General features: G+C 43.9%; 8 protein-coding genes and 1 pseudogene. 2 read left to right on the top strand and 7 right to left on the bottom strand.

All coding sequences use genetic code 11. The annotated features are described in order from the left end of the window. Positions 1 to 44 precede the first annotated feature (44 nt). The 3 genes from DDV96_RS06335 to DDV96_RS06325 are packed head-to-tail and all read right to left on the bottom strand — an operon-like array spanning position 45 to position 18,597. Positions 45 to 11,894 (bottom strand): T9SS type B sorting domain-containing protein, encoded by an 11,850-nt coding sequence (locus DDV96_RS06335; RefSeq protein WP_116693910.1) that lies wholly within the window; start codon positions 11,892 to 11,894, stop codon positions 45 to 47. 52 nt (positions 11,895 to 11,946) lie between these two features. Beyond that, the gene (locus DDV96_RS06330; RefSeq protein WP_116693909.1) at positions 11,947 to 14,091 is read right to left on the bottom strand and encodes a PorP/SprF family type IX secretion system membrane protein; all 2,145 of its coding nucleotides are present in this window, start codon (positions 14,089 to 14,091) and stop codon (positions 11,947 to 11,949) included. 3 nt (positions 14,092 to 14,094) lie between these two features. Then, positions 14,095 to 18,597 (bottom strand): T9SS type B sorting domain-containing protein, encoded by a 4,503-nt coding sequence (locus DDV96_RS06325; RefSeq protein ID WP_116693908.1) that lies wholly within the window; start codon positions 18,595 to 18,597, stop codon positions 14,095 to 14,097. Between the two features lie 372 nt (positions 18,598 to 18,969). Here DDV96_RS06325 and hpf point away from each other — a divergent pair, with 372 nt between their 5' ends. Together hpf and DDV96_RS06315 are read left to right on the top strand one after the other, a co-directional pair. Continuing rightward, positions 18,970 to 19,269 (top strand): ribosome hibernation-promoting factor, HPF/YfiA family, encoded by a 300-nt coding sequence (gene hpf, locus DDV96_RS06320; RefSeq protein ID WP_116693907.1) that lies wholly within the window; start codon positions 18,970 to 18,972, stop codon positions 19,267 to 19,269. Positions 19,270 to 19,290: 21 nt separating this feature from the next. After that, complete coding sequence (locus tag DDV96_RS06315; protein ID WP_116693906.1) at positions 19,291 to 20,127, top strand: universal stress protein; 837 nt, start codon at positions 19,291 to 19,293, stop codon at positions 20,125 to 20,127. A 105-nt stretch (positions 20,128 to 20,232) separates the two neighbouring features. On the opposite strand, the pseudogene deoD reads toward DDV96_RS06315, so the two are convergent. The 4 genes and pseudogenes from deoD to DDV96_RS06295 form a co-directional block, all read right to left on the bottom strand. Further along, positions 20,233 to 20,931, bottom strand: a pseudogene (deoD, locus tag DDV96_RS06310) (purine-nucleoside phosphorylase). Beyond that, positions 20,915 to 21,583, bottom strand: a complete 669-nt coding sequence (deoC, locus tag DDV96_RS06305; RefSeq protein WP_116693905.1) for a deoxyribose-phosphate aldolase — start codon at positions 21,581 to 21,583, stop codon at positions 20,915 to 20,917. The pseudogene deoD and the gene deoC overlap by 17 nt, the downstream one beginning before the upstream one ends. Then, entirely contained in the window at positions 21,580 to 21,882 is a 303-nt protein-coding gene (trxA, locus tag DDV96_RS06300) for a thioredoxin (RefSeq protein WP_116693904.1), read from the bottom strand. The genes deoC and trxA overlap by 4 nt, the downstream gene beginning before the upstream one ends. A 54-nt stretch (positions 21,883 to 21,936) precedes the next feature. Continuing rightward, complete coding sequence (locus DDV96_RS06295) at positions 21,937 to 22,371, bottom strand: hypothetical protein (RefSeq protein WP_116693903.1); 435 nt, start codon at positions 22,369 to 22,371, stop codon at positions 21,937 to 21,939. Positions 22,372 to 22,454: the final 83 nt, after the last annotated feature.

The raw sequence follows: 22,454 nt of genomic DNA, 5'->3' as shown, positions 1-22,454 counted from the left end.
TTACTCCACAACGGTTTTTGGGGAACCGTTGTGGAGGTTTTTGTTTATCTGTAAAGGGTAAAATGGCCAACGAACTCTCGGTTGTCCGCTGCGCTTCCAAGCTGTATGATATACCAATAATCGCCGGTTGGCAAGTGCCGGTTGTTATAGGTTCCATCCCAAGCTTCACCTTGCCGCAACACCGCAACTTCACGTCCATGCCTGTCATAAATGGACGTTTTGATGTTTGGATAGTTCTCGGTGTTTTGAGGTGTCCAGGTATCATTGGTGCTGGTCCCATCGGGCGTGAACGCATTGGGGATGGTAATGTCTATAAACACCACTTCAATCGCACTTTCGATTTCACAACCGTTTTCATCGATTACCCGAACGGTGATGGTTTCATCTTGATAATAGGTATATACATTATTGCTTCCGTAGTCTTCATCATTAAAGAAATACGTGTACACACCAGAACCACCGGTTACCAATACCGTAATTTGGTTTAGGTCTGTTTCTTCAATATCTATAGCAAGAGGTTCGATTTCCTCAATAGTGAACGTAACAGAATCGAAACAGCCAGACGGATGGATGACATCGATGGTGTGTTCGCCTGCTGAAAGGTTAGTGAACACATTATCGGTCTGTCCCGCACCTCCGTCCAAATGATAGGTAACGTCATCTACAACCGAAGAATCTACCGTTACCGTCACCATATTTTCGGTACAGCTGTAATCCACAGCAGCAACTGCATCTATGTCCACAGGATCTTCCAAGGTTACGTCTAATGTGCTTACACATCCATTGGCATCCTGAATGAAAATGGTATAGGTTTGCCCGCCGTCTAAATTGTTAAAAGTAAAACGGTCTGAGACGTAATTGGATTCATCGTTTAAACTCGTTGCATACGGTGGGGTTCCTCCTGAAACGGCAATTTCGATAGCACCGTTATCGTCATCAACACAAATTTCTTGGAAAACCGCTACCACGGTGGCGTCAATTGCAGTGGGTTCCTCAATGGTTACCGTTTCTTCTGCATAACATCCCGTTTCGTCCATGGCCCTTACGGTATAGGTTCCAGCAGTTAAATTTGTGAATTGGTTGTTTGGGGTCATGTTGAAGTCTGGTGAAATTCCATAGGTGAAATTGTTCAATCCTCCAAAGCCTTCAACTTCAATACTTCCGCTTGCATCGCCGTTACACAGCACATTTTCTGATGTTACCGTGGCAGTAACCGGTTGCAGGCTGTCAATTACAAAATCTTCAGTATCAATACAACCGTTGTTGTGCAATACGTAGGCAGTATAGTTGCCCGGCAGTAAATTATAGAATGTGTCTGAAGCAAAATAATCGGTACCGTTGATACTGTACTCCACTTCATTAACCACACTGTTGTCCACATTGATGGTCACGGTATTTCCGGTAACATTGCTGGTACAGGTGTAGGCTACATCTACGTCGGCCATAATTTCTACCCCTGGATCGATCGTGAAGTTTACAGGCTCCATATTACAGTTGTTGGCATCTTTTACATACAGGGTGTACTGTTGCCCGCCAGCTAAGCCGGTATAGGTAAACTGGTCTTGCGTATAATTAATGCCGTCGATACTTGTAAAATAGGGGGCTGTACCGCCCAATACGGTAATATCGACGCTACCATCGCTTGCACCCAAGCACGTCTCGCCCGTTGGGTTGACGCTTGCGCTCAATGCTTCGTCGGGCTGGCTGATTACATTGTTGTCAATGGTAAATTGACAGCCAAGGGCATCCCGCACCAATATAGTGTACGTACCAGCTTCCAATCCGCTAAAAACTGGATTTGTTCCGAAGTTGAAATCTGGTGATATAGCATATTCAAAAGGAGCACTACCACTAATGGTGGTTACCTCAATCTCGCCTGTTGCATCGCCAAAACACAGTACATCTTGTGTTACTGCCGCAGTTGCATCGATTGGGTCCAAGGCTTCGATTACAAAATCATCGGTATCGATACAGCCATTGGTGTGTTGTACATAAGCGGTATAATTGCCTGGCGCCAAATTGGTAAAGGTGTTGGCGGGGGTATAGTTTATTCCGTCTATACTGTACTGAACATCGTCAATGACACTAGCGTTTACTTCAACGGTTACAATATTGCCTGGCAGGTTGTTGTTACAATTGTTTTCTACCTCGGCACTTGCCTGAATGTCCACGCCCACATCAATGGTAAAGTTGATAGGAGTGATGTTACAATCATTGACATCCTTCACATACATCGTGTACTGCTGCCCACCGTTAAGACCAGTGTAGGTAAACTGGTCTTGCGTATAATTAATACCATCAATACTGGTAAAGTAAGGAGCTGTACCGCCCAATACGGTAATATCGACGCTACCATCGCTTGCACCCAAGCACGTTTCGCCCGTTGGGTTCACGGTTGCGCTCAGTGCTTCGTCGGGTTGTGTAATAACGAGGTTGTCTATACTTACTTCACACGAAATAGCATCCCGCACTAATACCGTATAGGTACCGGCAGGTAAATTACTGAACGTGTTGTTGCTTCCGAAGACATAATTAGGTGAAATGGCATATTCTAAAGGAGCCGTCCCGTTGGTTGCCGTAACTTCAATTTCGCCTGTAGCTTCCCCAAAACACAATACGTTTTGGGTTACTTGTGCTGTTGCATCGATAGGCAATAACTGGTCAACGGTAAAATCGATTTCTTCGGTACAACCGTTGGTATGCCTTACGTAAGCAGTGTAATTGCCTGGGGCCAATCCGCTGAATACGTTATTTGGGGTATAATTTACATTGTCTAAGCTGTATTCAACATCGTTTTCTACTTGAGGATTTACGTCTATGGTTACAATCGTTATGGGATTATTGTTATTGCATTCTTCCTCAAAACTTACCGAAGGAATGACCTCAACCGCTGGCGGCATATAGTATTCTAGCGGCGGGTTAATGGCACAACCGTTGGTGTCTTCTACAAAAATTTGATAGAAGGTGTCACCTTGGAGGCCCGTAAACGTGTGCTGGTTCCCGGTTACTGGGATAAAGTTGGTATTGTCCAAGCTTATCAAGTAACTTCCTGAACCTCCGGTTATATCAACGGTTATGCTTCCATCGCCTTCATTTAAACACAACTCATCATTGATAGGGCCTAAACTGGCTTCCAGTAAGGGGGGTTCTATGATTTCGATGGTAAAAACTTCGTAACATCCATTTTGGTCTTGCACGATTACTTCATACGTGCCTGCCCCAAGGCCAGAGAAGGTCTCCTCTTCTTGAAATTGATCCAAATTTGGAGAGATGGCATATTGCAAAACACCGGTTCCGCCACTGGCGTTTATGGTAATGCTTCCATCTTGTTGGCCAAAACAACTAATGTTGTTTTTGGAATAATCGGCAATCAACGCTTCAGGATCTGTAATAGTGATCACATTTGAAGATGCCGCACAATCAGGTCCACTGGTTACATTTACTCGGTATGTTCCCGAAGGTAAGTCGTTAAAGGTGCCACTTGATTGCGGTCCTTGGATTACCGTTCCGGTAGGTTCGTCGATCAATTCATACATATAATTGCCTACGCCATTATTGGCCGTTGCAACAATGGACGCATTCGCACCTCCAAAACAGCTAATAACTGCTCCTGAAAGATCTAAATTGATGGTCACGGGCAATACTGGCAACACTTCTATTGAATTGGTTACAGTAGCCGCACAACCGTTGGCATCGCGAACAAAGTACTGATACGTTCCGGGACCTACCGTAATGGCATTTCCAGCTGTTAGTGGCACATATGTTACTCCGTCTTCACTGTACTCATACGGTGGGGTTCCACCAAATGCGTCAATATGCAAAACCGCATCGTTGGCACAGCTGGGTGGCGATACCATAGATAGAATTCCTGTTGCCGCTTCATTCGGCTGGGTAATGGTAACATCGGGTGTGGTAAAGGTACAGCCCCAACCATCGGTTATTTCGGCGTGATAAGTACCGGCAGGAATATTCGTGAACATAGCATTCGCCTGTGGCCCAGAACTTGTTCCAGTGGTATTGTCAATCAAGGTGTACAGGTACCCATTGCCTTGACCACCAGTAACATTGCTTATGGTGATGGTGGCATTTGCATCGTTATAACAAGGCAAGCTGCTGGGTATGGCAGATATATCTGCTGAAATAGGAACAGGGTTAGTTAATGTTTCGTTTACTGAAACAACACATCCATTGCTGTCCCGTGCCCTAACGGTGTAGGTGCCGGCAGAAAGATTGGTAAAGTAATTTACCGAAGACCAAGCTGAAATAGTGGTCGCTCCCAATTCTAATTGATACTCATACGGAGCGCCCCAACCATCGCTGGCCGTTGCGGTAATTGTTCCGTCATCGCTGCTTGCAATACACGTAATATCGGTGTTTCCAACACTCAGTGCCAATGCCGCTGTGGGTTCTTCGATAACAAAGTCAACCGAAACGGTACAGAACGGGTTGTTGATAAGTGTAGCGGTAAAGGTAAAGGTTCCTGCAGGCAAGCCATTTACCGTTATTGGGCCTGCGTTGGGGCTAGTGCCGGTTGCTACCGTGCTACCACCGCTATCTGTTACCGTATAGTTAAACGGCCCTGCATCATCGGTTGGGTTCAGGTCTTGATCTACAAAGGTGAAATCAATACTACCATCGGAAGCCCCTAAACAGGTAACGTTGTTGTTCAATGAAGGGACGATGATAAACGTATCTGGATCTTCAACCGAATGTACGGTTTCCACTACACAACCTGTATCGAGATTGGTAACTAATACTTGGTAATTTCCTATGGTCAATCCTGTAAAATCGGGTAATGTTTGGGTAACGTTATATGGGTTGCCGCCCAAACCTAAAACCGTATATTCCAGAGTGCCTGGTGTTCCTCCAGTAGTACTCACCGTTACGGTTATTTCTTCAAGATTAGTACAGGTGTAAGGCGTGGTAACCGTTACCAATGGGTCTGAAAGTTCAACAAATGGATTGATCACCGCGGTGGTGGTCCCCACACAACCATTAGTGTCATATACGTTTATGGTATACGTGCCTCCGGTTCTATCAGATTCTATATAGGTATTGTTGCTGCCTGTTTGGAGCACGGTACCGCCTTTAATGAATTCGTAAGTTACAAAAGTGCCAGATCCTCCGCTTACACCGGTAACCGCAATGGTAGCATTATTGGACGTGTTTGTTCCGGGGCTACATTCAAACTGGGTAACGGTTGGGGTGGGCACGATAATCGCTGCAGGTTCTCCAATGGTTACGTCTTGTGTAGCGATACAATTCCTTCCAGAGGTTACGGCTACGGTATAGGTTCCAGCAGCTAATCCACTGAATACATTCGTGGTTTGTGGGCCTACCGTTATTGGAGCACTGATTTCATAGGTATAAACAGGGTCTGTGTTCGATCCTGTTAAATTGACTTCAATACTTCCATCGCTGCCACCATTACAGGTTACATCGCTAGGTACGGTATTGAAGGTTGGTGGATTTGGAGCTTCCAGCACCGCATTCACATCAAACGTACATCCTGTTATGTTATCGGTAACGGTGACCACATAACTTCCGGCAGGAACATTTTCAAACAGATTCCCGGTCTGCGTCATTCCTCCAACAAATGGGGCAATGCCGTAACTGTAATCACCAGAACCGCCGCTTGGGAGCACTTCAATAATACCATCGGACACACCACAGTCGGGGGTCGTGGAAATACTGGTGGCTGTTATAGCATTTAACGGAGGTAAAATGTCGATGGTTTCGGTATATTCACATCCATTGGCATCTTTGATGATAACGGTGTGGGTGCCGGAATTCAATCCGGAAAGCACAAAACTGTTGAAAGCGTCTTCCACGTAGGTTGTAAAGCCAGATCCGTCTACGCTGTAGGTGTATGGGGCGATTCCCAGTCCTGCTGTTCGGGTAACGATTACCTCAAACGTACCTTCTGGGTTACAAACGGTACTTGGGTTTAGTGCTAAGGTTATTTCTGGGCTTGTGTCCGTTGGCATGAAAATGGGTTCCATAACAATACAGCCAAAAGCATCTTTTATATACACTTCGTAATTGCCGCCTTCTACGTTAAATACGTTAGAAGTCCCTCCTGTCCAAGTTGCAATGGTAGGGGCTGGGTCGCCTGCATTGTTCAACTGAAATTCATACGGAGGTGTACCGTATTGTCCGGTTGCCGTTATAACACCGGCATTAAGGTTACAATTATCATTTTTGGTTACTAAAACGTCCAATTCTAATTGATTGGTCGATTCAATAATATCAAATGGGGTAGAAGTTGACGAACATCCGTTGAAAGTCCCGCCTACTTCATTAAATAGAAGATAATAGTTGCCAGGTGCAAGTGGTCCTACATTAGAAACTGTTTCAGGTCCGCCGGAAAGTGGGGTAATGGTTCCTGAAATTCCTGTGGTGGTATTGTTCAGGCTGTTGAATATTTCATAATCAACAGCTGTTGCCCCTGCATCATAATTGTCTATCGTAAAGGTTACGTTTCCATCTGCCGCACCTGTACACGTTACATTGTTTATGGTATCTAATACAGCCGTTAAATTTGAAGGCGTATCGATGGGAGCAGTAGCGGTTTCAAAATAATAACAGTCGGTGTCCAAATCGTGAACCACAAAAGTATAAATAACCCCTGGCGTGAGTCCGGTAAAGGTAGATTGTCTTGGGAAGCCAGTATCTGCAGGTTGATAGGCGCTGGAATAAGGGAACCCTGGCATATCAACGATACCAAATTCGTAATTGTTGCTTGGAATAATAGGATTTACGGTAACAATTGCCGTACCTCCAGTAGAACAATCTGTGGTTAGGGTAGTAACATCGATATCAAGATCATCTGGTGGTGATGCAATAATAATGTTAGACTGTAATTTGGAACAGCCATTGGCATCGATCACTTCAAGTTGGTAAATACCGTACTCTAAATTCAAGAAAGTATGGTCTTCACCGCCGGCAGTAGTGGTATAATTAGCTGAATATCCAAAATTATTACTGAGGTAATAGGTGTATTCTTGGGTTCCGCCTGTTACATTTTGCACAGCAATGCTTCCCAAGGAGGTACCACCAGAGCCACAGGTGATATCAACCAAATTCAATATGAAATTGATTTCATCAGGCTGTGTGATGGTTATAGTGGCGGTTTGCGTACATGAATTGGCGTCAGTAACCGTGATAACATAATTACCTGCTGCCAAGCCTGTTGTTTGGTTGCCATAATCGGTGCCCGTGGTTGTATTCAACACATTTATGGAATATGGGGGCAAGCCGCCTGAAGGCACAATATCCAATGCTCCGGTTTCATCTCCAAAACAAGAAATACCTTGTGATACCGTTACTGCCGGTGAATCCAGAACCGGTAATGGATTTACGGTCACGATTGAAGACTCCACCGTACAACCAATGGCGTCTGTAATCCTAAATGTGTATGTACCATCATTTGGGGTGGTATAGGTAAACGAATTTCCGGTTACGGCAGTTGGTGCTCCATAGCCACCACTATTGTACGAAACTTGATAGGTAAAGGCAGGGGTGCCGCCCGTAATGGTGGCTGTTATTTCAGCATCCGGATTTACGGTACAATCCAACCCTTTGGTCAATACGGCATCGACCAATAATTGCGGTGCGATAACTTCACTGACTGCTGCAGAAGTACACCCATACGAATCCCTTACTTCAACCGTATAATTTCCTGGAGTCAACCCTGTAAAAGTATTGTTGGTCTGGAATGGCCCTCCATTTAAACTATAGGTATAAGGCGGTACCCCGTTGGTGGCATCTACTACAATGGTAGCGCCACTGGTTGGATCAAAACACAAGTCTGAGGTCGTGCCTACCGTTGCCACGGGTATATCGGGAGCCGTGAGATTAAACGTACCTGAAACAGTACAGCCTCTTAGGTCTTCAATGGTGTAGGTATAGGTTCCTGTTTGTATCAATGAACTGAAGTCATTATTGGTTTGAGGCCCTAAAACCGAAGCATCAGGTTGTGTAAGGGTGTATTGGTAAGAACCCCAGCCACCGCTGGCGTTTATCAATACACTTCCATCGGTAACACAGGTAATGGGGCTTACAGTAGCTCCATCGTCCAACAGTGCGCTGTCCGGTTCTTCGATGGTTAGGGTTGTGGTGGCGGTACATTGCGTGGTCTCATCGGTTACATTAATGGTATAGGTTCCGGCGGCCACGTTGCCTAAAGGGATGGTATTGTTTGTTTGCCCGGTAACAAGTGGACTGCCATCAATGGAATAGCTGTAACTTGCAGTAAATCCTGTAACGGTAAAAGTTCCGTTTCCTGTAGAAGAACCAAAACAATCCACATTGTTCTGTACTTGGCCTGTTACGTTTATAAAGTCAATGGCATCAATAGTATAAGCCTCTTCGTAACTACAGTTTTTACTGTCGGTAACTTTAAAGGTGTAGGTGCCCGGAGCCAAGTTTGTAAAAACCGGATCTGTACCGTTCACTACCGAAATGGGACTGACTATTTCATACGTAAACGGAGCGTTTCCGCCGGTAGTGGTTACGGTTACATCGGCGTTGACATTGGGGCAGGTAACGGCTGTACTGGTAAAGCTTAGATCGGTCGGTGGGTTTAGGTCATCTAAAATCACGGTATTGGTGGTGAACGTACACCCATTCGCATCTTTTACGGTAACGGTGTATGAACCGTTGCTGAGGCCTGTAAAAACGTTGGAAGTTTGAAAATTGGTGCCGTCTAGGCTATACTGGTAGGGAGGGGTTCCTCCTGAAACGTTAATGGTTTGTATCACCCCTAAATCGGAACAAGTATAATCCTGTACGATTTCGGTTGTTGCAGAAATAGGTGTCGCTTCAAGGATTTCTACGGTATCGGTATCGGTACAAACTGCGCCTCCCAAACTGTACTGCACTACCACATTGTAGCTGCCCGGCGCCAAGCCTGTAAAAGTTCCGGTTGTTGTGAACGTCATCCCACCATCTATACTATACTCCATGCTATAGCCGTGGTTGTTGGTGGTATTTATGGTTATGGTACCATCATTGGAGCCGTTGCATAATGCATCGGTGTGCGTTATGGTATATTCAGGGTTTGGGGTTTGTTCCACTTCAATTTGTGTAGTGGCCGAACAGTTATTGTTGTCAACAACGGTAATATTGTACACCCCAGGTGCGGTCACTTCATATTCCGGTACGGTTTGAAAATCGGTGGTGCTATTGATATAATAGAAATAAGGAGCCGTGCCGCCCACGGGATAGATGGTTATTTCACCAGGTTCACAGGTTAACGGTTGCGTTAGGGCAGCCGTTACGGTCAATGGGTCTGGTGAGGTTATGGTTATATCTTCAGTATAGGTACATCCATCATCGGTACTCGTGTTTATGGTATACGTACCATCGTTCAGGTTGTTAAAGGTATAATCGCTTTGCGGAATAGGACCTACGCTGTTTATGACCGATCCCCCTTGTACCAGCTCATAGTAATATTGTGGTCGTACATCGTTCATTTGTACCGAAATGCTTCCTTTATCACCAGCGCAAAGGGGTTGGCCGGCAATGACATCTACGGAAAAATCACGTTCCCGTATCGGGATATCAGGTACTGTAAAGATACACGGGTTGTTAGGTACCCCAGTCGGTTTAATATGCACGGTATAGACCCCTGCTGTGGTTATAGGGAAAATATTGCTCGCTTGATAAGGGCCTCCGGGTCCGTTGATACTGAACTCGTAACCGGAAGGCACCCCGTTTATCTGTATTTCGCCATTGGTGTTGCAAATAATGTCCCGGTGGGTCTCGGTAGGTTGAAATAGGTTTTGATACACATTGAAATGAAATATCTTGAAACAACCGTTCTGGTAATTCAACCGCAAACGGTATTGTCCAGCTTGGTCAACGTTAAAATTAGGGCCCGTTCCAACTTGATTCCACGTACAGGTAGCTGAGGTATTTGGGCAATCTTGAGGTGCGGCAGAACAGCTTCCTTCGTTCAATTTCTCCCAAACAATGCTGGTGGCATCGGTAATATTGGTTTCAATGAGCCTGCTATCGTTGGCACCGCATAAAAAGAGTTCGGGCAGTTCCTCGCCATTGGTAGGGCAGGTTACAATATTATTGGCATAAGGGAGTATCGGGTTTGGGATATTGGTGCCAAACAAGGTTACATTTACTGTTTCAACTACTGAAACACAAGGAGCAGGTGCTGTTTCCACACAGGTATATAAACCAGGGTTTGAAACCGTGATGGATTGTGTAGTACCTATCAATGTACCTGTGGTTTCGTCACCTTCGTACCATTTATAGTCTATGTAACCGTTTCCGGCGGTAAGGGTGATCTCACTGCCACAGAGTACTTCGTCCCGTTCAAAGGTACAGCCGTCCACGTTTACCAAAAAGTTTGTAGAACCGGGGACTGTAGTTCCACAGCCATTGGTGCCCGAAACACTGGGATCGCCATTGGCAACTACATTTCCGGCGGTCTCACTGCTATATGTGGCATAGGCTAAATTTTGAATGACATTGGAACACGCATCCCTAAGTTGGTTACAGTCTTCTATGACTTTTACGCGGATCCTTATTTCATAAGCGGGATCGCCTTCTTCCACTAAATTATCTGGAACATCAAAATTCAATTCAAAGTTAACCGGGTCATACGTATAGGTTACCCCAGGGGCATTGGAAACATCCACAGATTGATAATTGACGTTAATGGGCAAAACATCCCGTATGGAAAAGTCGATGGCATCGTCGTTCCCTAAGTTTTGGAACCCAATTACATAATCCAACTCCTGTCCTAAAGTTACATTGCCGTTGTTGATGTTTACCCCAGCGGTATTTTCCACATTTTTGGTGAGCAATATATCTGGTTGAATGATATCTACGGCAAAAGCATTAAAATAGTAGAAATACACATCTTGGGTACTTCCCAGCCTGATTGTTGCCGAAGTGTCGCCATTTGCTATGACGCTGTTCCCCGGATTGGGCACGTTCAAAATACCGGCATCAAACCCTAAGGTATTCCCGCTGTTGGGGGTGCGGTTGGTATAATTACCATTTAAAGTGGTAACCTTACTGTTGAAGAAATTATTGGTTGCCCGTTGAGGCGTGCTCATCGTGTTACCGTTAATCCTTAAGTAATCCCCTTTAATTTTGAAATCACCCTCCAAGGCCGAAAAGGCAAACTTGGCCCGTACCGGCCCCACAGGAATCGTCCTAAAACCTGCTACGGGGACATCTAAAGTGGTTGCACCGCCAATGGCACTGAACCCATCGAACGAAACGATGGCTTTGCCCGGAAGCAGCGGGTCTTCATACACCACAAACAAGCTCCATCCACTTGATAACCCCGTACCGCCGTGATAGCCTAAACTTGAAGTTACGTTACCAACGGTATATGTTCCTGCGGGATCAGATAAGCTCTGCACTAAACTGGTAACATCTGCATAACAGGCGTAAGGAGTGGAGTTGTCACCACCAATAGGATTGCCGTAAGCATCGTAAACCACTTCTCCCGTTAGATCGTGGTAGCCTCCTTCTGGCATTTTTAATTTAATGTTTGTAATAGGGCTTCTATCACTCTCTTGGTAAATAGCACCCCAGTACAGTCCGGCATATACTATATTATAGCAACTGCTTGGGGCTTCCAATACTGCACTGCTTGAACTAAACGTAGTGGGATCGCCATCAATATCGATATACTGCATATCGAAATCTGAATTGTAATTGTTGGTGCCATTGTAAGGGTCATTGGGGTCGGCACTGTTGGTATCCCTATTTAAAATGTTGTTTCCAATGAGCATGATGTCGCCCTTAATGTTGTTGTCGTAGGTAGGCGTAAACGGCTCATAATTCTGAGCGGTACTTTCCAGCGCAATGAGAGAAAATACCAAGATAATTAAAGCGTGCAGGTAGTTAGATGTTGTCATAATCGTAGGTTTTGGGGTATTGGGGTGTTCAGGTATTTGGGTTTGTTATCGTTTATTCGGTGTAATTATCAAGAATCCATATTGGGCCCTGGTACAATCCCTCTACTTTGGAGTTGTAACACTCGAGAGCATCCTCCCAGTGGGAAAAATATCGCAGATATACATACTTGTAATTATTTTTGGGGTTTATGAACGAATTGGGCCTAAGGCCTTTTGTTCTCAAGGTCGCCATAAATTTTTCGGCGTTGGAATGTTCTGAAAATACATTGGCGATAATGTAAAAGCCAGTGGAAACATCGGGACTGTTCAGGTTTATCCTGCGTCTTTGCGGATGGTTTATTTCATTATTTTTTTCATTTTTCTTGGTTTTGGTTTGTTTCTTGGGTTTAGGTTCAGGTTTTTTGTTCTTTTTTTCTGAAACAGCTTGTCTGGCAACACTGTTATTGTTTTGCACCTCGTTGCTGGCCAAAGCTTCTTTATGGGCTGTTTCTGATGTGGTTGAACGGGTATTCGAATTTGTATTTCGGTTATCAGAAGTTTTGGAAAGCTGTTCGGGATTGTCCACGTGGATAATGTAAAGGCCTTCTTCAGCTCCATTGGCGTACCGCACATTATAGGCCCGTACTGCATCTGGCAATAGATCGAAACGGTCCACGGACACAAAATCTTCTTCGGTCAATGCGTTTACCGGTTCTTGCACTAAATAATAGCCGTTTTCAGCATGTTTTAATTCCTCAGCGGTCTTGGGCATAGCAATTTTGTTCTCTACTGGATCTGCCGACCGAAGAATGATGGTTTCTATATCTTCGCTTTTTATGGCGTTAACCTGATTTTCACGTTGTGCATATTGTTTCAAATTCTGTATCTGTTCTTCCAGCTGGTTCTTGCGGCTGGCCATTTGGGCATCTTCCCGTTCCAATAGCTTAAGGAGGTATTGGTTTTCGTGGTCCAATTCCAGTTGAAGGCGGGCGATCCTGTTCATCCTATTTCGGCGTTCGCGTTCTAAGCGGTTGCTTCTGCCTAAAAGTTCTTTGCTGGAAACAGTATTGGGAACGGTTTTAGGCATTCCCTTTTCAGTGGCATTACGGATACTTGCATATTGTTCGCCTTGTTGTTGAACGTTCTCGTTTGTTCGGTTTTCTGAAATCTGATAAGCTTCATCTTCTCCATTGGTGTTCAAGCCATCCCGTTCGGCAATGCTCATGGTATTGGCTTCGAGCCTTTTTTTCTGTCTGCGTTTTACCAAGGCGTCATTGAAAACCCCGGCACTTCTCTTTTTTCCAATGGCAAAAACCAAATTGACTTCGTGGGTGGGGCCCAAGTTTACCAAGCCTTCTTTTATGGTACGTTCGTAGGTGTAGCCTATAGACAGGCGTTTGCTTAAGTGAATCCCGAAACCGGCACCTACCCCATAATAGTCGTCAACTCCTGTTTTTAACCAGCCCATTTGGGGAAAATCGACCAAGATGGAACCGCCCAATCCTAAGCCGAATGTTTCAGTCATGCTTCCATTCGCGGCGAGGCGCAGTTTACTGTTTTCAAATAAGCCCACACCAGATTGAAAATCGTGCACGTACATGAGCTGTGCCGCATAACTTCGGTCTATGTATTCTGAAGCCAGTTTATTGGTCTTGAAATTGTAATCGACTAAATTTTCGGCAAAAACGCCCAGATGCAGGTTTTTATAACTGATGTTGATGCCCGGTTTTATAGCCATCAAGGAGGTTTTTTCAAATTCGAGCAACAAGGGGTCGTCTTGTGAAGTTACCGCCCTGTTGTTGTCCACCCCACTATTGTAATACGCCAGGTTGAACCCTAAGGTTAAATCGATATCACGCGTTAAACCAATGCGGTAAGCATAATTGCCCGTTGCGCCAAAACTGGTTATAATCCCAAGGTTTTGTTGGTAAATGCCAATGCCCATCCCGGTGTTTTCGCCAAATGCCCCCGAATAACTCAACAAATACGCGCTAGGGGAATCTTTAAACTGTATCCATTGGTTTCTGTGATAGACCGAGATAAAGGTGTTGTTTTCTTCTACCAGTGAATACGTAGGGTTTTGTAAAAAACGGTTGAACTTAATGTTGTTTTGCGAAGGGATGTTAAAACTTAACACAGGGCTTTCCTGTGCTTTTAAATGATTAAAAGCCATTACACATAAAAATCCGGTAAGTAATACAAAGTAGTTGCGTATCATAACTTACTTAATAATGGTTATGGTTCCTTTTTTGGTTATTACATTATCCTCCAAAATGGTGTAATAGTAAACCGGTTGTTTTGGTGAAAAACCAAAAGAACTGTCCGGCCAAGTGTTTTGGTAATTTTGATCCCTGAAGACAACCGTTCCATCGGGACCGTAAATAATGACATCGACATTTTCTTTTCCTACATACTTTTTTGGCAGTGCCCAGTGATCATTTATACCATCTCCGTTTAGGGTTATTACGTTGGGTATGGCCACCGTTTTGTTTTCAATTTCAGTAACTGTAATCTCTTTGGTAACCTCGCAATTACCCACCAAGGCAACCAGTAGGTAAATGCCTGGACCGGAAATTTCAATTTCGGCCGTGGTGCTGACTATTTCATTGTTAAAATACCACGTGTAACTATCGGCACCCGCTGCGGTTACCGTTATCGTTGTACCTTCTAACAGCTCAATGGTTTCGGGATGATCCAGTGTTACCACACTGCTGTCCAAGCTGGTTACGGTCAAAGTGTTTGATGTGATTTCGCATCCGTTATAAGCTACGGTCAAGTAGTAGGTCCCTTCCTCGGTTACCGTTAACTCAGGTTGTGTGCCAAGCACTGTGGAATTGTTGTCCGCATACCACTTGTACTCGTAGTCTGTATTGGATACATTAGAATACAGGAGTACTTCAGCGTTCGATTCACATAAAATTCCTTCCGATTCAATGGTAACTGCGTCAATAAAAGCCAAGGTGATGTTTAATTTGTTTGAAGAAACCGTACTGTAGTCGGGGATTTCCACCGTTACGTAATATTCACCGTTTTCGGTATAATCAACTACGGCCAACGACATGTCCGTTGCTCCAGCGATTGGTGTTGCATTTTTGTACCACTGAAAATCATAGCGATACGGGTTGTTCAATAAATCGATAGTGCCTTCTGGGGTTTCGGCATAAAATTCGAAAACAGAAAGCACAGTTGCGGTGCTTTGGCAGGCACGGTACGTTTCATCGGGCGTAATTACAAGAGTGAAATTTTCGGGATATTGTACCGTAAAACTCAGTTCTTCTTCCATAACACACCCTATTGTTTGGGTAACCACTACTTTATACTCCCCAGCTTGATCTATGGTCAAACTATTTGTTGTTTCACCGGTGATCAATACATTATCCTTGTACCAGTTGTAATTTGGTTGGATGGCATTGGTGCTTACCGAAAGTTGCGTAGTGGCTCCAGGAATGAGCGTGGACGATAATGGAACGTCGTTTTCAATGGCAATGGAAGCTTCTTCGATAACCAAGACATTCGATTCTTTTGAGCAGTTGCCCGTATCTATGGTCAATGAGTAACTTCCTTCGGTGGTAACGGTAATTGTGGCTTGGTTGTTTGTTTCGATTAAAACGCCGTCCTTGAACCAAGAGTAGGAGTAGGAGGGTTCCACAATCGAACTATTGATATCCACCTGTGGGTTGTTTTCGCACAACAGCCCATTTGAGGTAATTACCAACGGTGTGTTATTGGCTAAGTTAGCATTCACTTCATTGGATGCTACCGTACCAAAATCAACAATGTCCAACAACAGCTTATACAATCCATTTTGGGAGGGATTGTTGAGGGTTATGCTGGTTTCAGTGGCATTGGTTACTGCGGTTTCATCTCTGTACCATTGGGCGGTGTATTGAATGTTCGGATTGTTCAAAACGTCTATGGTTCCATTGGGCGTGACGGCTTCAAACACCAATAAATAGATATTTAAGCTCTCACTGGTACATTCGTCATAATTAGGATCTTTTTCTATGGTAATGTTATATCCCGTTGGACTGTTGAAAGTAAATTCTTTCTCTGCTTCCACAATGCACCCTTCGGTCTGAGTAACGACGACCTTATAAACACCAGCTGCTGTTACCGCTAGTGAAGAAGCAGTAGCATTAGGGATGGCAACGCCATCTTTATACCAAGCAAAAGTGGGCTGTTGGGCATTGGTGCTAACCTGTACGGTCTTTGTTTCGCCTGGCAACAAGAGATTGTTCTCTGGGGTTATGCTGTTGATGGAAATATCGCCATAGGCCAGTGTAAGTTCATTGGACTGTACCGAGCAACTGCCATGGTCGATTTCTAAAAGATAGTTGCCTTCTTCGGTTGCCGTATATGTTTCTGAAACCGCGCCCGAGATAGGGTTGCCGTCTTTAAACCATTGATAAGTGTACATAGTACCGGTAATATTACTGGTAATTATAGTAGGTTCCCCGGGACATAATGGCGTTTGGTTTTCAATGGTTACAGGCCCTAAACCTAAATTAACAGTAACATTGTTTGAAGGAACCGCGCCAAAACTGGGAATAGTAACTTCCAAGGTGTAAATTCCGTTATCTTGGGCATCGCTAACGTTATAACTGGTAGTTGTTGCACCACTGATAGGCAATCCGTCTTTTAACCATTGGTAACCATAACCATAATCGTTGTTTAAAATGTCAATGTCCCCACTGTTGGTCTGGGCAATGAATTCGGTTATAATAAGATTGGTCGCTGTGCTGGAACATGCTACATAGTCAAACGATGGACTTATGCCTATAGTGAAGCTTAATGGATATTCTAAGGAAAGGGTAAGTTCTTCTGAAATGTTACAAGCTCCGGTTTGGGTGACCACAACTTTATAGTCGCCGTCTTCATCGGCTTCGTAAACGTTTGATGTGGCACCGTTTATCACTATATTGTTTCTGTACCAAGTAAAGGTGGGCTGAAATGCATCAGTGGTTACCACCAACTGCTTGGTTTGTCCTGGAATGAGTACATCGAGAGAGGGATTGGAACTCGAAACCGTAATTTGGCCGTACTCCAATATCAAAGTATTAGATGATTGGGTGCACGTACCGCTTTCAACTTCTAAGTGATAGCTACCTTCTTCGGTTGCCGTAAATGTTTCTGAAACCGCGCCCGAAATGGGGTTGCCGTCCTTAAACCATTGGTAATTGTATTGCGCGTCACTGATATTGGTCGTTAAACTGGTGGATTGCCCTTCGCAAAGCGGTCCTTGACTTGAAATAGTCACTGCTCCTATTCCTAAATTGACGGGAACGGGGTTGGAAGGTACGGTGCCAAAATTGGGAACAGCGACCTCCAGATTATACGTTCCATTTTCCGAAGCTCCAGAAACGTTGTATGAATTGCCTGTCGCGCCCGAAACGGGATTGCCATCCTTGAACCATTGATAATCAAAATTGGGCGATGTCCCTAAAAGATTCCTTGTTTCAATAGCTGAAACCGCTTCAAATTGAGTGATTTGAAGGTTGGTACTTACACTGTTGCACGGGGTGTAAAAAGCATCGGTATCAACGGCCAGGTTAAAATAATCTGGGAACACAATGGTGACGCTGGCTTCTTTTTCTGTAGTACAGGGGACGGTTTGCGAAACAACAACTTTGTAAGTACCAGGCTGAGAAACGGTCAATTGCATTTGGGTTTCACCAGTAAGGACTATTTCGTCTTTATACCATTGCACAGTATAGGTTTGGGCGGTAGTGGTTGCCGTGAGCGTTACCGTTTCTCCGGGCAGTAACATTTCATCTTGATCGGGATCCAGCGACACTTGATAATCGTCCACATCCAAAACAATACTGTTTGAGGTGAACAAACAACCTGAGTCGTCTATTTCAACAAAATAGCTTCCTGCTTCAGTGGCATCGTAGGTGGGTGCATTGCTGTTGGCAATGGCCACACCGTCTTTATACCAAGTATAATCGTAAGTGGCAGACTGGTAGTCGCTAATTAAAGTTTTGGATTGCGGCAGGCAAATGGTGGTGTTTCCATCGTCGGTGCTTATCGTGGGGTTGATACTGGTCGCCACCCCTACGGAAACAATATTGGAATAGGAGTTCATCACACAAGAACCATAATCTACGATGGAATAATAATCACCAGGCTCTGATACCAAAAGGGTAGGACCGTTTTCGTTCGGTATTTCAATAAAATCCTTGTACCATACATAAGTAAGAAACGGATAGTAAAGAGGAGAAGCTGGCGTGCCGGTATCGTCTATTTCCAACAAAAATGTTTCGCCTTCGCAAATATTTACTTGGCTGTTGTAATTGTTTATGGAATAAGGCTGGTTGTGAATGGCGTAATAAGCCGAAAAATAACTACTGGGATCGCTTACTTGAACGGGATCGGTGCTTCGTATCCTAATCCTGTAATTTTCGCCTCCGGTATCGGTGGGCAATGCAAAATCGCCTGAAACCGGAGAAGCAGTATTATTGAGCGTTGCGACGGTTGTAGGAGCTGAAAAATTACCAGAAGCATCTGATAATTCCACGATAAACACATTGTTGGGCCCTAAATTTTGAACTGGATAAAACGAAAAAGTAAATTCATAAACGTTAAAACTCTCAGAAGCACAGGCTTGCGAAAAACCTAAATTAGGCGGCAATATGGTAATTTGGGAATAAACAGACACCCCTACCATAACACTTAATAGGCAGGTAAGCAAAATCTTTTGGCTGGTATTTCTTCTCTTGTCCATTTCCAATTTATAGGTAAAACAGTGGGATAACTGCCGTAGGCAGATCTCACATAAAAGAATCAAAGGCTAATGTTGCTTAATAGGCACTGATTTTTCTTTGTTAATTATTTAACATTTAAAATCAAAACTAATCAAAATATGTATTTAAACAGAAGAAAATGTACTTTAATCGATAAAATGCATCTGTTACACAGAAAAATTGTATCAAAAGTTAATCTGAAATTTTGTTCTGAAAGGGCTAAAATGGTCGATAAAGGAAAGGGCAAGTAGCGTTTATGGATAAATACCTTAGCAATTATTGCAGTCTGACAAAAGTCATAGTTTACAATAGCATTTCAGCTTATATTTGATATACTTTAAAAACAGATACCTATGGAAATTGACGTTCAATATGAAAAAATGAAGGAAAGCGAAGCTTTGAACGCTTACCTTATGAAGAAACTCGAAAAATTATCAAAAAAATACGAATGGCTGATCCGTGCAGAAGTAGCCTTTAAAAAAGGACAAGATAAAACAGGGTTGGACTGCATTTGCGAAATAACTTTAAGCGCCCCGGGGCCAAGGATTTTTGCCGCTTCGACCGAACGTTATTTCGAATCGGCCTTAAAAGAGACCATTAATGATTTAGAAAGGCAGTTGAAAAAACGAAAAGCACAGTTCACCGCTCCATAAAACCCATAAAAGATACGAACCATGAAAAAAATACTTGTTCCAACAGATTTTTCAAAATATGCTGAATATGCATTGAAAACCGCTGCCTCAATTGCTAAAAGGCACGATGCAGAGTTGATTGTTGTCCACATGCTCGGCCTTACCGAGGCTGTGATTAACAAAGATGAGTCGCGCGAAGTAATGGAAGCGCTTTATTACATGAAATTGGCCGAAAAACGGTTTGAAGAGTTTTTGGACCAACCTTACTTAGAAGGAGTTACCGTCCAGACCAACGTGCAAAATTATCGCGTTTTTACCGAAATTGGCAATTTCGCAAAAGAATATGATTGCGATTTAATTGTTATGGGCTCCAATGGTAGCAGTGGCTGGAACGAGGTTTTCGTGGGAAGCAATACCGAAAAGGTGGTCCGCACTTCCGAAATCCCTGTCTTGGTCATAAAAGATGATCAAGACGAATTTAAAATAAACAAAGCGGTTTTTGCAAGTGATTTTAAAGAAGAAAACCTTTTTGCCTACCGTAAGGCCATGCAGTTTTTCCAGCTGTTCGATGCTGAGGTAAAATTACTCTACGTGCATTTACCGGCCGAGCAGTTTAAGAGCACTTATGAAATCGAGGACCGCATTGTTGGTTTTTTGAGCAAAAGTAAATTGGACGACGCCCACTCCATCCATAACGTGGTGTTCCAAAACGCCTATACCGTGGAGAGCGGCATCTTTAATTACAGCAATAGAATAGGTGCAGATGTCATTGCCATACCTACCCATGGCCGCCGTGGCTTGGCACATTTTTTCTCGGGAAGCATTGGGGAAGATGTGGTAAACCACAGCAAAATCCCGGTGGTTACTTTCAAAATATAGTGCCTTTAATGCTGAACAATCCATACAGATTAGTATAGGATTACACTTAGGATTACACTAATGAAATAAAGCCGAACGATGGTGCCATTGTTTGGCTTTTTTTGCCTAAAACGTATGCAGCGCAATATCCATCATGCTTTTGAACGTGTTTTCCCGATCTTTTGAAGAAATTTCTTTTTTGGAGACCAACGAATCGGAAATGGTCAATATGGCCAAGGCCTGTACCTTGTATTTTGCAGCGATGGTATAAAGCCCTGCGGCTTCCATTTCAACACAGAGCACCCCAAAATCTGCCCATTTTTTATAATGGTTTACATCGTCACTATAAAATTCATCTGCCTAGAGCACATTGCCTGCTTGTATGGGGATGTTGTTTTCTTGGGCGTATATGGCCGCTTTCATAAATAAATCGAAATCTGCGGTAGGCGAATAATCTGCATTGACAAACCGTGAGTTGTTGATGCCCGAAGTAGAGGAGGCCGCCATAGCGATGACGATGTCGTGCAAGTCCAAACTTGGCTGGTATGAGCCTGCGCTTCCCACGCGTATCAGTTTTTTCACTCCATAATCCCGTATGAGCTCGTTGCAATAGATTAACATTGAAGGAATTCCCATGCCCGTACCTTGTACCGAAACTTTCTGTCCATTAAAAGTGCCCGTATAGCCAAGCATGCCCCGCACATCGTTAAACTGAAATACATTTTCTAAAAATGTTTCCGCTATCCATTTGGCTCGTAAGGGATCGCCGGGCAACAGTACGTTTTCGGCCACTTCGCCGGGTTTGGCGTTAATATGTATGCTCATTGGTTTCAGGGTTTTTGGTTACAATGGCCACCCCAGACGAGGTGCCAATACGGTGTACGCCCAAGTTGAGATACTCCAAGGCTGTTTTCTGGTCACGAATACCGCCCGAGGCTTTGATTTTCGCTTTTCCGTTTACGGCTTTTTTCATCAGCTTAACGGCTTCTAACGTTGCGTTTCCTGTACCAAATCCAGTGGACGTCTTCACATAATCGGCTCCTGCATTTACGGCTAAGGTACTTGCTAAAGTTATCTCTTCATCGGTTAAATAACAGGTTTCCAAAATAACTTTTAGCGTATGGGTGCCAATGGCTTTTTTCACTTCGGAAATGTCTTTTTCAACAGCAGCGTTCAACCCACTTTTCAAAAGACCAACGTTGAGCACCATATCGATCTCGTTTGCCCCGTCCTGTAGGCAATTTTTAGCTTCGGCGACTTTGGCCACGGTAGCCATAGCACCCAATGGGAAACCTACGACGGCCGCAACCATCGTTTTTGAGTGCTTTAAATGTGCTGCCGCAATTTTTACATAACAACCGTTTACACAAACGGCTTTAAAATGATGTTGAACGGCTTCGTCACAAAGGGTTTTAATGTCCCTTTCGGTGGCGGTGGGCTTTAAAAGGGTATGGTCTATATAATCGCTTAATTTCATGAACTGTGCTGCTTTATAATGTTTATAAGGTCGTTTTTTTGCAGCACGCCGCTTTGTCGCCACAATTGCTCGCCGTTTTTAAAAAGTAGCATGGTGGGTACGCCCCGCACTTGGTATTGTGCGGCCAGCGGTTGGTTTTTGTCCACGTCTATCTTTACTATTTTAACCGCATCGCCCATTTCGTCCTTCACTTGTTTAAGTATGGGCGCTAACGATTTGCAGGGCCCGCACCAAGTGGCATAAAAGTCTATAAGAACCGGCGTTTCAGAATTAATAATGGAATGGAAATTACTTTTCATGACATTGTTTTTCTTCTAAGATACTGAAATATGCAAGAATGCCCATATTTAAGTTTAATTACATTGCTTTAAGGTATTGCTGTCGCCGTTCTCCAACAGCATTTTTAACTTTGCCAGCATGATGAGCTCGGCTTTGTTTTTACCGGCAAAGGAGGCCGCAATAGCATCGGCTGTTTTCCAAATTAGTTTATTTACTTGCGCCGTAAAGAGTTTGGGATGTTCGTTTTTAAACGCTTTGAAATCTTCAAAGCAATCGTTGGGGTCCAGTTGGGTGTCGTCCAGCCAATCGAACACGATTTCTATTTGGTAAGAAGCATCGGTGTAGAACTCATCTTCCAATTGGTCCAAGTTTTTCCAGTGGCTGCTTACCAGGTTCCGCAGGGTGTCCTTTTCGGCTTTGCGTATTACTTTATCGGCAGCGGCGATGGCATAAAAAAGTTCACCTAATTTTTGGTACATCGCAAGTTCGGGAGGTTGTTGAGTCATCATAATAGCGTGTTTATGGGTATAAAATTAAGCAAACAACGGTAGGGGTTAAATGATAAAAATCATGTTTCACATCCTTTTTAAAT

It is taken from the genome of Marixanthomonas spongiae, from assembly GCF_003095375.1.
GTDB classification, from domain to species: Bacteria; Bacteroidota; Bacteroidia; order Flavobacteriales; family Flavobacteriaceae; genus Marixanthomonas; species Marixanthomonas spongiae.
The sequence above is the reverse complement of the archived record's forward strand: the minus strand, read 5'-3'. Positions and strand labels throughout refer to the sequence as shown.

What these genes read in the sequence shown, in the direction of transcription:
- trxA (WP_116693904.1), bottom strand. Translation starts at nt 21,882, where the DNA reads ATGAAAAGTAATTTCCATTCCATTATTAATTCTGAAACGCCGGTTCTT.
- DDV96_RS06335 (WP_116693910.1), bottom strand. Translation starts at nt 11,894, where the DNA reads ATGACAACATCTAACTACCTGCACGCTTTAATTATCTTGGTATTTTCT.
- DDV96_RS06330 (WP_116693909.1), bottom strand. Translation starts at nt 14,091, where the DNA reads ATGATACGCAACTACTTTGTATTACTTACCGGATTTTTATGTGTAATG.
- DDV96_RS06325 (WP_116693908.1), bottom strand. Translation starts at nt 18,597, where the DNA reads ATGGACAAGAGAAGAAATACCAGCCAAAAGATTTTGCTTACCTGCCTA.
- hpf (WP_116693907.1), top strand. Translation starts at nt 18,970, where the DNA reads ATGGAAATTGACGTTCAATATGAAAAAATGAAGGAAAGCGAAGCTTTG.
- deoC (WP_116693905.1), bottom strand. Translation starts at nt 21,583, where the DNA reads ATGAAATTAAGCGATTATATAGACCATACCCTTTTAAAGCCCACCGCC.
- DDV96_RS06295 (WP_116693903.1), bottom strand. Translation starts at nt 22,371, where the DNA reads ATGATGACTCAACAACCTCCCGAACTTGCGATGTACCAAAAATTAGGT.
- DDV96_RS06315 (WP_116693906.1), top strand. Translation starts at nt 19,291, where the DNA reads ATGAAAAAAATACTTGTTCCAACAGATTTTTCAAAATATGCTGAATAT.